Here is a 12,125-nt window from a genome sequence, read left to right as displayed (position 1 = left end):
CGGATCGAGATGACTAACAACAGCATGTCCTCGGCCAGCTCCGCGTGGACCGGCATGGTGCAGGTCGACGACACGGCCCTGGCCGTCACCGACACCGGCGGCCCCGGCATCCCAGTGGTCTACCTCAACGGCCAGTTCGCCACTCAGGGCTACTGGCGGCGGGTCATCGCCGAGCTGGGCACCGAATTCCGGCACATCACCTACGACGAGCGGGCTCGTGGCAGGAAGTCGGAGCGCTCAGCCGACTACTCCTTCGAGGCGGCCGTCCGGGACGTCGACGCCGTGCTCGCCGCCCGGGGGGTGCACCAGGCGGTGCTGGTGGGCTGGTCCTACGGGGCGGTGGTCGGGGCGCACTGGGCCAACCGGAACCCGGAGCGTGCCCTGGGCGCGGTCCTGGTCGACGGCGCGTTCCCGCACGACTGGCTCGACGAGGCCATGGCGCAACGGATCCGCAAGATGTTCCGACGGATGAACCTGTTCATGCCGCTGCTGCGCCCCACCGGCCTGACCCCACGGATGAATGCCGACCAGATGGCGGACAGCAACATCGAACTCGGCGAACTCTCCCGCGAGCGCGAACTGGGCCCGGTGCTGGACGCCATCACCGTCCCGGTGCGGTACGTGGTCGCCTCGGGAACGTCCCTGGGCAGTCGCGGGGACGAACAGGAGCAGATCCGCGCCGGCCTCGACGCGGTGACCGCCCGAAACCCGCACATCACCATCAGCGCGAAGGTCGCCAGCAACCACGGTGCCATCCTCAAGAAGGACTTCCGCGCCGTCGCCGAGGCCGTACGCGGGGTCGCCGCCCCTCATCGCAACGGCGCCGGAGACATTCGGTGAGGTCCGAACGCTCGCGTTGACGGGTGGCGCACTGTCACCCGTCAACGCGAAGCGTCAGGAAGACTCGCGGGCGGCCGGGCCGCTGCCGAAGAGCACGTCGTCCCAGCTCGGCAGCCGCTTGCGCGGCTTGCCGTTGGCATCGGTGGACTCGCCGCCGGCGGCCGCCGCGGCGCCCGTCCGGCGGGGCCGCAGCACCGCCAGCGACGGCACGGCCGGCACCTCCTTGGGCGCGTCCGAATCGTCGTCGAAGGCCGAGCCCTGGCCACCGCCGAGCAGCGCGGCGGCACCCCCACCGACCGGCCGCTGCCGGGGCGCGTCCGACCCGGCCAGGGCAGCCGGGGTACGCGGCTCCAGGCCGCGACCCGACGAGCCACCGAGCGGGCGGTCCAGTGAGGCGAGCAGCGCGTCCCGGCCGGCTCGGATCGGATCCCGGCCAGGGCGCGGGTGCTCGGACGCCGCCGGCAACCCGTGCCCACCACGGCTCGGCTCACCGCGCGACGGACCGGGCAGGGCGTGCCCGCCCCGCTCCGGCGCCGGCTCCTGGCCGAGGATCGGCGTGGGCCGCTCGGCGCACAGGTACTGCGCCATGTCGTCGTGCGGCGTAACCACCTGCCGGGCCTTGTCCATGTCCCAGATGGCCTGCGCGGTGGCCTTGCCGGACGGCCAGGTGGCGATGATCCGCCAGGTGCCGTCGTCGCGCCGGTATGCATCCCAGGAAATCTTCTCGGTGTCGATGCCGTGCTGGCTCAGCCGGCCGTTGACCACCTCGGCGAGCGGAGTGGGCTTCTCCGCGCCCTTGAGCCGGGTGCGCCGAGCGTGCTGGGCGAGCATCGCCCGTTCCTGAAGCACCGGGCCGGCGTAGCGCAGCACGCGGTCGACCGGCACTCCGGCGATCCGGGCGACGTCCTCGGCGGATTCACCGGAGCGGATGCGGGCCTGGATGTCCCGGGGGGACAGTGAGGGAGTCAGGTCGACGGTGCTCGGTGCCACCGCGAGCGGCGGGGCACCCGGCTCGGGGTGCATCACGCCGGCGATGCGTTCGTCGATCGGCAGGGCGAGGAGTCGCCCAACCTCGTCGGCGAGCACCAGGGCCTGACCGTCCTCGGAGAGGGCGACGAAGCGTACTGGGCGCATAACGTTGCCTCCGTCCCGCTTCGCTGGCCGTACGCCACGAGTCGGCCACCCAGGCGTCTCGGACCACCGTACGCGCATCTGCCTCGGGGTGGGGGAAGCGACACCCCGCATGTCGTGACTGAGCTGCGGCGATGATCACGGTCGGTGTCCGTGGAGGCCCCAACGGACACCGACCGTGACCGAACGTCAGAGTCGCTCGACCACGTAGTCGATGGACGCGGTGAGCGCCTCGACATCGGCCGGCTCGACGGCCGGGAACAGCGCCATCCGCAACTGGTTGCGACCGAGCTTGCGGTAGGGCTCGGTGTCCACGATGCCGTTGGCGCGCAGCGCCTTGGCGATCGCCGTGGCGTCCACCCCGTCAACGAAGTCGATGGTGGCGACCACGTTGGAGCGCAGCGCCGGGTCGGTGACGAACGGGGTGGCCACGCTGGACCGCTCGGCCCAGCCGTAGACCGCGGCGGCGCTCTCGGCGGTGCGCTTCGCCGCCCAGGACAGGCCGCCCTGCGCGTTCATCCAGTCGGTCTGCTCGGCGGCCAGGAAGATGGTGGCCAGCGCCGGGGTGTTGTAGGTCTGCTCCAGCCGCGAGTTGTCGATCGCGGTGACCAGGTCGAGGAAGGCGGGGATGTAGCGCCCGGACGCCTTGATCTCGGCGGCCCGGTCCAGTGCGGCCGGGGACATCAGGGCCAGCCAGAGACCGCCGTCGGAGCCGAAGCACTTCTGCGGGGCGAAGTAGTAGACGTCGGTCTCACCGACGTTGACCTCCAGGCCACCCGCGCCGGAGGTCGCGTCGACCAGCAGCAGTGCGCCCTCGTCGGCACCGGCCACCCGGCTGATCGGGACGGCCACACCGGTCGAGGTCTCGTTCTGCGGCGTCGCGTACGCGTCCACGCCGGACTCGGCGACCAGGGTCGGCGCGCTGCCCGCGTCGGCCTTGCGGACGGTCGGCTCACCCAGGAACGGGGCGTCCTTGACCGACTTGGCGAACTTGGCGCCGAACTCGCCGAAGCTGGCGAACTGGGCCCGGTCGCGAACCAGGCCGAAGGTGGCGACCTCCCAGAACGCTGTGGTGCCACCGTTGCCGATCACCACCTCGTAGCCCTCGGGCAGCGAAAAGAACTCGGCGATGCCGGAGCGCAGCCTGGCCACCTGGTCACGGACCGTCTTCTGCCGGTGGGAGGTGCCGAGATAGCTGGTCGCGACCTCGGCGAGAGCGGAAACCGCCGCCGGGCGAACCTTGGACGGGCCGCAGCCGAAGCGTCCATCGGCGGGCTTGATCTCATCGGGAATCCGGATGATCGGTGCGTCAGCCACGGTCTTGAAGATCCTTCCGCAAGGGCGAGGGCGGGCCCGGCGACACTGCCGGCCCTCATCCTCGCACCCGGGCCGGACGGCGATGGGCTGGGTCCCGGCGGTCGGTCTGAGTCCTTCGCCACAGTCGGCTCCGGTAACCGACGAGAAGGGCCCCCCATCGACGTCCGGCGCCGAGGAGGGGCCCTTGTCTACCAGCTCAGACGCCGTGCGGGATGGCCGCCCAGCCCTCGACGTCGGACGGCTTGCGGGTCTCCGGGCCGATGTAGCGGGCGGACGGACGGACCAGCCGCTGCAGGCGCTTCTGCTCCAGGATGTGCGCGCTCCAGCCACCCATCCGTGCGCAGGTGAACATCGAGGTGAACATGTGCGCCGGCACCTCGGCGAAGTCCAGCACGACGGCCGACCAGAACTCGACGTTGGTGGCCAGCACCCGGTCCGGGCGGCGGGCCTGAAGCTCGGCGAGGGCGGCCTTCTCCAGCGCCTCGGCGATCTCGAAGCGCGGTGCGCCCAGCTCCTTGGCCGTGCGCCGGAGCACTCGGGCGCGCGGGTCCTCGGCGCGGTAGACACGGTGGCCGAAGCCCATCAACCGCTCGCCGCGGTCGAGCACGCCCTTGACGTAGCCCTCGGCGTCGCCGCTGCGCTCCACCGCCTCCAGCATGCTGAGCACCCGGGACGGGGCGCCGCCGTGCAGCGGGCCGGAGAGGGCGCCGATGCCCGACGAGATGCAGGCAGCCGCGTCCGCCCCGGTGGAGGCGACGATGCGAGCGGTGAAGGTGGACGCGTTCAGGCCGTGCTCTGCGGCGGAGATGAAGTACGCGTCGACGGCCTTGACGTGCCGCGGGTCGGGCTCGCCGCGCCAGCGCTTCATGAACCGCTCGACGATGGTCTGCGCCTTGTCGATCTCCTTCTGCGGCACCGCCGGCAGGCCGAGGCCGCGGGCGGACTGCGCGACGAAGGAGAGCGCGGTCACCGAGACGCGGGCGAGATCCTCACGGGCCTGCTCGTCGGAGATGTCCAGCAGTTGGTTGAGACCCCAGTACGGGGCCAGCATGGCGACCGCGGACTGCACGTCGACGCGGATGTCACCGGAGTGCACCGGCACCGGGAACGGCTCCGCCGGCGGCAGGCCGGGCCCGAACCGGCCGTCGACCAGCAGTGCCCACACGTTGCCGAACGACACCTGGCCGATCAGATCCTCGATGTCGACTCCGCGATAGCGCAGCGCACCGCCCTCACGGTCAGGTTCGGCGATCTCGGTCTCGAAGGCGACGACGCCCTCCAGCCCGGGTTTGAAATCGGCCATGTCGCTCTCCTGGATCTGGTCGGTGCGCCCGATCGCTCATCCGGCCCGATCGGCCGAGCGCCTTAGGCGACCCTCAGGGATGTGTTCGCAACATACTGCCTGCTGAGTAAGGGATACGCGACCCGCTGCGACTGTGCTGCACGCGACATCCCCGGACGCGCATTCTCCGTCCGGCTCGGTGAGACTGGGCAGGGTGGGCTGGTCAGCGCGGGAGGGTGCTGGTGGGGCCCCCGAGAAGGAGTGGGGACGTGACGGGCGACACACCCGCCCCGGCCGCGATGCGTAACGAGTACGCCGCGGACCTGGGCCTGACCGAGGCTGACCTGGCCGCCGACTGGCACACCCAGTTCGACAGCTGGTTCGCCGACGCGGTGGCCTTCGGGCTACCGGAACCGAACGCCATGGTGGTGGGCACCGCCGACCCGGCCGGCCGGCCGAGCGGACGGACGGTGCTGCTGAAGGGGTACGACCCGGAGGGCTTCGTCTTCTTCACCAACCACCTGTCGCGCAAGGGCGTCGAGGCGAGCGCCAACCCGTACGCCAGCCTGGTCTTTCCGTGGTTTCCCATGCAGCGTCAGGTGGTGGTCGCCGGGCGGGTGGCGCACGTCGACCGCGCCACGAGCGAGGCGTACTTCGCCAGCCGGCCGCGTGGCTCCCAACTGGGTGCCTGGGCCAGCCCCCAGTCGCAGGTGGTGTCGGGTCGGGCGGCGCTGGAGCAGCGGTACCAGGAGGCGGCCGAGCGGTTCGCCGACCAGGCCGAGATCCCGACCCCGTCGCAGTGGGGCGGGCTGCGGGTCCAACCCGAGTCGGTGGAGTTCTGGCAGGGTCGGGCCGGCCGGTTGCACGACCGGCTCCGCTTCCGTCGCCTCGACGAGGGTGGCTGGATCGTCGAGCGGTTGGCGCCGTGACGGGTGTGCGGGAGACCCGGCCGCGCGAAGCGCGCCGCTGGGCGATCGACGTGCGCCCGCTGCGGGTTCCGGCGTACCGCCGGCTCTGGCTCGGCAACACGGTGGCGATGTTCGGCTTCCAGTTCACCGCCGTCGCGGTGCCGGTGGAGATGTACGCCCTGACCCGGGACTCGTTCTGGGTGGGCCTGCTGGGCGTGGCTGCCTTCGTACCGTTGCTGATCTTCGGGCTCTGGGGCGGCGCGATAGCCGACGCCCGTGACCGGCGTGCGGTGCTGCTCGGCGGCTCATTGTTGCTCTGGGCATCCACTCTCGGGCTGCTGCTCCAGGCGGTGCTGGACGTGGGCAGCCCGGTGCTGCTGCTGGCGTTGATGGCGTTGCAGTCGGTGGCGTTCGCGATCAGCTCGCCGGCCCGCAGCGCCATGCTGCCCCGGCTGGTGCCGGAAGGCCTGGTGGCGTCCGCCACCACTCTGAACTACACGACCTTCACCGCCGCCTCGGTCGCCGGCCCGCTCGCCGCCGGTCTGATCCTCTCGGCCTCGCCGGACACCACTGTGGTCCTGCCGATCGCCTACGGGCTGGACGCGGTGCTGTTCACCGCGATGCTCTGGGCCGCGCTGCGGCTGCCCTCGCTCCCGCCCGAGCCCACCGCCGACGGCCAGGCCCGGCGTGCCGGTCTGGCCAGCGTCGTCGACGGATTCCGCTACCTGGCCACCACCCCGGTCCTGCTGCTGTCCTTCGGTGTGGACCTGATCGCGATGATCCTCGCCATGCCACGGGCCCTCTTTCCGGAGATCGCGCACGAACGCTTCGGCGGCGGTGGCGCGGTCGGTCTGCTCTACAGCGCCATCGCGATCGGCTCGATGATCGGTGGGTTGACCTCCGGCTGGATCGGCCGGCTCCGCCGCCAGGGGCTCGGCCTGGTGCTCGCGGTGGTCGGCTGGGGCCTGGCGATCGCCGCGGCCGGGTTGGCCCACCAGCTCTGGCTGATGGTCGTGCTGGTCGCCGTGGCCGGCGCCGCCGACCTGATCAGCGCGGTGCTGCGTCAGTCGATGCTGCTGGTCTACGCACCGGACCGGATGCGCGGCCGACTCCAGGGCGTGAACACGGTAGTGGTGGCGGGTGGCCCACGCCTGGGTGATCTGCGCGCCGGCACCATGGCCGCCGGGTTCGGCGGCGGGGTGGCCTGGGTGGCCGGTGGGCTCGCGTCCGCGGTGCTCGTGGTGGTGCTCGCTGTCGCGTTCCCGGCGCTGCTGCGCTACCGGGCGGGGACGGCGTCGAGCGACAACCGGACCCTGACCGGTTAGGGTCGCCGGCATGGAAAGCCCCGATCCGCGCCCGTTCTCCGGCGCCCAGTGGACCATCTCCGCCGCCGGCCACGAGGCCGTCATCGTGGAGGTCGGCGGTGGGCTCCGGACGTACCGGCACGACGGTGTCGACCTGCTCGACGGGTACCAGACCGACGAGGTCTGCCCCGGTTGCACCGGGCAGGTGCTGGCACCGTGGCCGAACCGGATCCGCGATGGTCGCTACTCGTTCGACGGGCGGACGCACCAGCTTTCGCTGACCGAGCCGGAGCGGCACGTGGCCATCCACGGGTTGGTCAACTGGGTGCCGTGGCAGTTGCTGGAGCAGGCGGCGGACGCCGTGACGGTCGGCTACGACCTGCCGCCGCAGCCCGGCTACCCGTGGCCGCTGCGGCTGCGCAGCCGGTGGAGCGTCGACGCGGACGGGCTGCGTGCCGAGCACGAGGTGACCAACATCGGCGGGGAGTTGGCCCCGTTCGGCTTCTCGGTGCACCCGTACCTGCAACTGCCGGGCGTCGCTGTGGACGACCTGGTGCTGCGGTTGCCCACCCGGAGCCGGGTGGTGGTGGACGGTCGGCTGCTGCCGGTGGGGGTGACCCCGGTGGCCGGCACCGAGTACGACTGGACCAGCCCGCGTCGGATCGGCGCGGCCGTGCTGGACGCCTGCTTCGGTGAGGTGATCCGGGACGCTGACGGCGGCTCGTCGGTGAGCCTCTCCGCGCCGGACGGTGCGACCGCTGTGAGCATCTGGGCGGACGCCGAGTTCGGCTGGTGGCAGGTGTTCACCGGGGACGCCCTCACCGGCGAACGGCACCGCCGCTCGGTGGCGATCGAGCCGATGACCTGCCCACCGGACGCGTTCCGGTCGGGGAAGGACCTGCTCACCCTCAAGCCCGGCACCACCTGGCGAGGTGCCTGGGGCATCCGCCCCGGCGCCTGATGGAGTTCGCCGAGGTCGTCCGCCGACGGCGGATGGTGCGCAACTACGACCCGGACCGCCCGGTCCCGCCCGACGTGGTGGACCGGCTGCTCGGCCACGCGGTCCGCGCGCCGTCGGCCGGCTTCGCCCAGGGCTGGGGCTTCCTGGTGTTGGAGGAGCTGGCCGATCGGGACCGGTTCTGGGCCGCCACCACCCCCGATGGCGGCGGGCGGGAACGCTGGCTCGCGGGCATGCGCCGGGCACCCCTGATCGTGGTGCCGCACGCCAACGAGTCGGCCTACCTGCGGCGGTACGCGGAGCCGGACAAGGGCTGGACGGATCAGTCCACGGACCGCTGGCCGGTGCCGTACTGGCACGTGGACGCCGGATTCGCGGCGTTGCTGATGCTGCTCACCGCTGTGGACGAGGGGCTGGGGGCGTGCTTCTTCGGCATTCCGCCGCAGCGGCTCCCCGCCTACCGGGACGCGTTCGGCGTGCCGGCGGAGTACCAACCCATCGGTGCCGTCACAATCGGTTACCGTGCAGCCGACCATCGGTCACCATCGTTGCGCCGTGGACGTCGTCCGATGGACGAGGTCGTGCGGCGCGGCCGGTGGAACTGACGCGGACGTCCCGTTCGTCCGGTTGAGGATCGGACGAGCGATAGCGAAACTGACATCAGGGAGCAGAACGTAGCGTGCGCTGGGCGGCTAGGCTGGCACGGTCATCGGTGCCGCGCCGCGCGGTGCCCGCCGCGGCCCGGCTCAGCGCCGTCGGTCGGCCCGGCCACGGGGAGGGGAGCGTGCCGTCGTGATCTTCAGAGCGGTCCGGGACGGGCGTCCCTATCCGGAGCACAATCTGACGCTCAAGCAGTGGGCGGAGATCCCGCCGAGGCCACTGCGCCTGGATCAGATGATCACCACCAAGCGCGAGTTGGCGCTGGACAAGCTCCTCGCCGAGGATTCCACCTTCTACGGTGACCTCTTTCCGCACGTCGTGCAGTGGAACGGCGGGCTCTACCTGGAGGACGGGCTGCACCGGGCGCTGCGCGCCGCCCTCCAGCAGCGCAACCAGATCCACGCCCGGGTGCTGGTGCTCTCCGAGCCCATCGAGTGACGAGCCCTTCTTTCCCGCGCTGAACCTCCGTTAGGGTGGCGTCCGTGACCGCTGCGCTGGACCTGCTCGACCTGGACCCGTCGCTCAGCGAGGAGGAGCGGCAGATCCGTGACGTCGTCCGCCAGCTCGTCGACGACCGGGTGCGACCCCACGTCGCCGACTGGTACGAGGACGGCAAGGTGCCCGCCCGGGAGCTGGCCCGCGAGTTCGGCAGGCTCGGCCTGCTCGGCATGCACCTGACCGGCTACGGCTGCGCCGGCGCCTCCGCGGTCGCCTACGGGCTGGCCTGCCAGGAGTTGGAAGCCGGCGACTCGGGCCTCCGCTCCCTGGTCTCCGTGCAGGGATCGCTCGCCATGTACGCCATCTGGCGCTACGGCAGTGAGGAGCAGAAGCAACGGTGGCTGCCGTCGATGGCCACCGGTGAGGTGATCGGCTGCTTCGGCCTGACCGAGCCGGATCACGGCTCCGATCCCGCCTCGATGGCCACCCGGGCCCGCCGCGACGGTGACGACTGGGTGCTCACCGGCGGGAAGATGTGGATCACCAACGCCCCGATCGCGGACGTCGCGGTGATCTGGGCGCGCACCGACGAGGGCGTGCGGGGTTTCGCCGTACCCATGGACACTCCCGGCGTCACGGCCCGGGAGATCCGCCGCAAGATGTCGCTGCGCGCGTCCGTGACCGGCGAGATCGTGCTCGACGACGTCCGGCTCCCGGCCGACGCCCAACTGCCCGAGGCGGTCGGGCTGAAGGCGCCGCTGAGCTGCCTCACCGAGGCCCGCTACGGCATCGTCTGGGGCGCGGTCGGCGCGGCCCGCGACTGTCTGGAAACCACACTGGCGTACGCGAGCACCCGCATCCAGTTCGGTCGCCCACTGGCCGGCTTTCAGCTCACCCAGGCGAAGCTCGCCGACATGGCCGTCGAGTTGGTGAAGGGGCAACTGCTTGCGCTGCACCTGGGCCGGCTCGCCGACGCCCGGCGGCTGCGGCCCGAGCAGGTCAGCGTGGGCAAGCTGAACAACGTGCGGGAGGCCCTGGCCGTCGCCCGGCAGTGCCGAACCATCCTCGGCGCCAACGGCGTCTCCGGTGAGTACCCGGTGATGCGGCACGCCAACAACCTGGAGAGCGTGCTGACCTACGAGGGCACCTCCGAGATCCACCAACTGGTCATCGGGCAGCGGCTCACCGGGCTCTCCGCGTTCGCCTGACCTGCTCGTTTGTCGCTTCCTGGCGCTCGCCGCGCGACTGTCGTATCGGGGCCGTACCGTCATTGACAGACGACGTGTCTGACGAGGACGGTGAGCGTGATGGCCCGCGACGCTGGCAGCAACGAGCCCACGAGAGAGTTCCCCGGTTACCCGACCGGTGACGATCTCAAGGCGCGGTCGACCGCGACACCCGATTGGACCACGGATACGCCGGGTGGCCCCGGCGAGCCGGCCGGTCCCGGCGGGCCTGCTGGTCCCGGCGGGCCTGGAGGCCCCGGTGGTCCCGGTGGCCCGACGAGCGGTGGCGACGGCCCCGGCGGTGGCGGTGGGGCGGCCCGAGGTCTGCTCCTGCTGCTCGGCGCCGCCGCGCTGGCCGTGGTCGTCCTGCTCGGCATTCAGGCGACCGGCATCCTGCCGGAGTTCCGCAACCCGTTCGCCAAGGAGCAGACCGACCGCAGTCAGCCACCGCTGCTGAAGTCGATCCAGGACCTCAGCCGCTACGTGGCCGCGGAAGGCAACTTCCAGGTCGTGGTCGACACGCAGAACGACCGACGCAACGTTCCAGACTTCCTGCTCAACGAGCGCACCCTGTTCGTCGGGGCCGGCAGCGTCGAGGCGTACGTCGACTTCACCAAGATCGGTGAGGGTGCCGTCGTCCAGTCGGCCGACGGCAAGTCCGTCGAGATCAAGCTGCCCGCGCCGCAGCTCGGTGAGACCAACCTCGACATGGAGAAGAGCTACGTCTTCGCCGAGCAGCGCGGTCTGCTCAACCGACTCGGTGACCTGGTCGGCAACGACCCCAACCGGCAGCAGCAGGTCTACCAGCTCGCCGAGGACCGGATCACCGCCGCCGCCCGCGACAGCGGGCTCTCGGCCCGAGCCGAGGAGAACACCCGCAAGATGCTGGAGGGGCTGCTCCGCTCCCTCGGCTACCAGCAGATAACGGTCACCTACATAGCTCCCTGACCTGCCCCCCGTACGTCGAAGCGCCCGCCCCGACTCGTCGGAGCGGGCGTTTCCGTCTCTGCCTCTGCGGGTGGGCCTGCGGCCCCAAGCCGCTCTCTGGCCACCTACCTGCCGGGTTTGAGATGTCGGTGTGGCCGCGGTACGAGCAATCTTGGACAGTTTCCGTCAGCGCGTGACTATTCAGTCCCATGACATCTGTCAGTGATGAAGTCCCGATACATGTGTCACTTGGTAGGGATCTTGGGTGTGCTGGTACACGGTGCCTGGCATGGCTTCTCGGCGGCATGTCTTGAATCTGCTCGATGCCCAGTTGGTTGCTGGGGTGCGGATCAACGCGGCCGAGTTCGCGCGTGAGCATGGTGTGTCGGTCCGTACCGTGTATCGGCATCAGGCACGGATCCGGGACGAGGGAGAGTGGCGTGAGCGGTCCCGGCGGCCGCAGAGCAGTCCGCGGGTGACGCCGCCGGATTTGGACGCCTGGATCTGCAAGCTGCGCGCCGAACTCGGTCTGGACAACGGTGCCGACTTCATCCACGACGCCCTGGTCGAGGTGCACGACGCTACCGCTCCGGGGTGGCGGGTGCCCTCGAGGTCGACGATCAACCGGGTCCTGGCCCGGCATGACCTGCTCGAACGGAACCCGGCGAAACGGCCGCGCAGCTCGTTTCGGCGGTTCGCCTACGCCCGGCCCCGGGATTGCTACCAGATCGACGCCACGAACGTCCGGCTCGCCGACGGCAACCTCGCTGCGGTCTTCGACGTCCTGGACGACTGCACCCGCACCCTCGTCGGCTCTCACGCGACGATCGCGGAGACCGCCGAAGGCGCGATCACCACGCTCAGACAGGCGTTCACCGAGTACGGCGCCCCGGCGATCGTGTTGTCCGACAACGGCACCGCGTTCACCAGCAGGCTGACCCGACCTGGATCGATCTCCACGTTCGTCCAGTACCTCCTGGACCACAACGTCCGGCCGATCAACTCCAGCCCCTACCATCCGCAGACCTGCGGCAAGGTCGAACGCCACCACCAAACCCTCAAGAAATGGCTGAGCACCCAACCCGCCCCCGGCACCCTCACCGAGTTACAGAACCTGCTAGGCGTCTACCGCCA

The 12,125-nt window shown here is 71.0% G+C and carries 12 protein-coding genes; 9 read left to right on the top strand and 3 right to left on the bottom strand.

Annotated features, from left to right (window positions below; genetic code table 11):
- Nucleotides 1-9 precede the first annotated feature (9 nt).
- On the top strand, nucleotides 10-840 hold the full coding sequence (locus ACIA47_RS07980) for an alpha/beta fold hydrolase (RefSeq protein WP_396706439.1): 831 nt from the start codon (nucleotides 10-12) through the stop codon (nucleotides 838-840).
- 54 nt (nucleotides 841-894) lie between these two features.
- Here ACIA47_RS07980 and sepH read toward each other — a convergent pair whose 3' ends face one another.
- From sepH to ACIA47_RS07965, 3 genes are all read right to left on the bottom strand, one after another.
- The gene (gene sepH / locus ACIA47_RS07975) at nucleotides 895-1,974 is read right to left on the bottom strand and encodes a septation protein SepH (protein ID WP_203120300.1); all 1,080 of its coding nucleotides are present in this window, start codon (nucleotides 1,972-1,974) and stop codon (nucleotides 895-897) included.
- Between the two features lie 186 nt (nucleotides 1,975-2,160).
- Nucleotides 2,161-3,288 carry a phosphoserine transaminase gene (gene serC, locus ACIA47_RS07970; protein ID WP_396706437.1) on the bottom strand — a complete coding sequence of 376 codons (1,128 nt, stop codon included), beginning with the start codon at nucleotides 3,286-3,288 and terminating at the stop codon, nucleotides 2,161-2,163.
- 196 nt (nucleotides 3,289-3,484) lie between these two features.
- Nucleotides 3,485-4,591 carry a citrate synthase 2 gene (locus tag ACIA47_RS07965; RefSeq protein ID WP_124774249.1) on the bottom strand — a complete coding sequence of 369 codons (1,107 nt, stop codon included), beginning with the start codon at nucleotides 4,589-4,591 and terminating at the stop codon, nucleotides 3,485-3,487.
- Nucleotides 4,592-4,869: 278 nt separating this feature from the next.
- Here ACIA47_RS07965 and pdxH point away from each other — a divergent pair, with 278 nt between their 5' ends.
- From pdxH to ACIA47_RS07925, 8 genes are all read left to right on the top strand, one after another.
- A complete protein-coding gene (gene pdxH / locus ACIA47_RS07960; RefSeq protein WP_396707317.1) occupies nucleotides 4,870-5,499 on the top strand; it encodes a pyridoxamine 5'-phosphate oxidase in 630 nt (209 codons plus the stop codon).
- Nucleotides 5,496-6,803: an MFS transporter gene (locus ACIA47_RS07955; RefSeq protein WP_396706435.1), complete on the top strand. Its 1,308-nt coding sequence runs from the start codon at nucleotides 5,496-5,498 to the stop codon at nucleotides 6,801-6,803. Before pdxH ends, ACIA47_RS07955 begins: the two co-directional genes overlap by 4 nt.
- 10 nt (nucleotides 6,804-6,813) lie before the next feature.
- Nucleotides 6,814-7,743: an aldose 1-epimerase family protein gene (locus ACIA47_RS07950; protein WP_203120297.1), complete on the top strand. Its 930-nt coding sequence runs from the start codon at nucleotides 6,814-6,816 to the stop codon at nucleotides 7,741-7,743.
- A complete protein-coding gene (locus ACIA47_RS07945) occupies nucleotides 7,743-8,345 on the top strand; it encodes a nitroreductase family protein (RefSeq protein ID WP_396706432.1) in 603 nt (200 codons plus the stop codon). Before ACIA47_RS07950 ends, ACIA47_RS07945 begins: the two co-directional genes overlap by 1 nt.
- A 187-nt stretch (nucleotides 8,346-8,532) precedes the next feature.
- Nucleotides 8,533-8,838: a type II toxin-antitoxin system VapB family antitoxin gene (locus ACIA47_RS07940; RefSeq protein WP_030329612.1), complete on the top strand. Its 306-nt coding sequence runs from the start codon at nucleotides 8,533-8,535 to the stop codon at nucleotides 8,836-8,838.
- 44 nt (nucleotides 8,839-8,882) lie between these two features.
- The gene (locus tag ACIA47_RS07935; RefSeq protein ID WP_396706430.1) at nucleotides 8,883-10,046 is read left to right on the top strand and encodes an acyl-CoA dehydrogenase family protein; all 1,164 of its coding nucleotides are present in this window, start codon (nucleotides 8,883-8,885) and stop codon (nucleotides 10,044-10,046) included.
- 99 nt (nucleotides 10,047-10,145) lie between these two features.
- Complete coding sequence (locus tag ACIA47_RS07930; RefSeq protein ID WP_350854005.1) at nucleotides 10,146-11,012, top strand: DUF4230 domain-containing protein; 867 nt, start codon at nucleotides 10,146-10,148, stop codon at nucleotides 11,010-11,012.
- Nucleotides 11,013-11,466: 454 nt separating this feature from the next.
- The coding region (locus ACIA47_RS07925; RefSeq protein ID WP_396706428.1) for a DDE-type integrase/transposase/recombinase at nucleotides 11,467-12,125 on the top strand (659 nt) is incomplete at its 3' end.

This window comes from Micromonospora sp. NPDC051227, assembly GCF_044455385.1.
GTDB lineage: Bacteria > Actinomycetota > Actinomycetes > Mycobacteriales > Micromonosporaceae > Micromonospora.
Note: the sequence above shows the minus strand (reverse complement) of the source record. Positions and strands in the feature narration are given on the sequence as shown.

Excerpts from the sequence above, each read along its gene's own strand:
- ACIA47_RS07930 (WP_350854005.1), top strand. The coding sequence starts at position 10,146 with ATGGCCCGCGACGCTGGCAGCAACGAGCCCACGAGAGAGTTCCCCGGT.
- pdxH (WP_396707317.1), top strand. The coding sequence starts at position 4,870 with ATGCGTAACGAGTACGCCGCGGACCTGGGCCTGACCGAGGCTGACCTG.
- ACIA47_RS07965 (WP_124774249.1), bottom strand. The coding sequence starts at position 4,591 with ATGGCCGATTTCAAACCCGGGCTGGAGGGCGTCGTCGCCTTCGAGACC.
- ACIA47_RS07950 (WP_203120297.1), top strand. The coding sequence starts at position 6,814 with ATGGAAAGCCCCGATCCGCGCCCGTTCTCCGGCGCCCAGTGGACCATC.
- ACIA47_RS07980 (WP_396706439.1), top strand. The coding sequence starts at position 10 with ATGACTAACAACAGCATGTCCTCGGCCAGCTCCGCGTGGACCGGCATG.
- sepH (WP_203120300.1), bottom strand. The coding sequence starts at position 1,974 with ATGCGCCCAGTACGCTTCGTCGCCCTCTCCGAGGACGGTCAGGCCCTG.
- ACIA47_RS07945 (WP_396706432.1), top strand. The coding sequence starts at position 7,743 with ATGGAGTTCGCCGAGGTCGTCCGCCGACGGCGGATGGTGCGCAACTAC.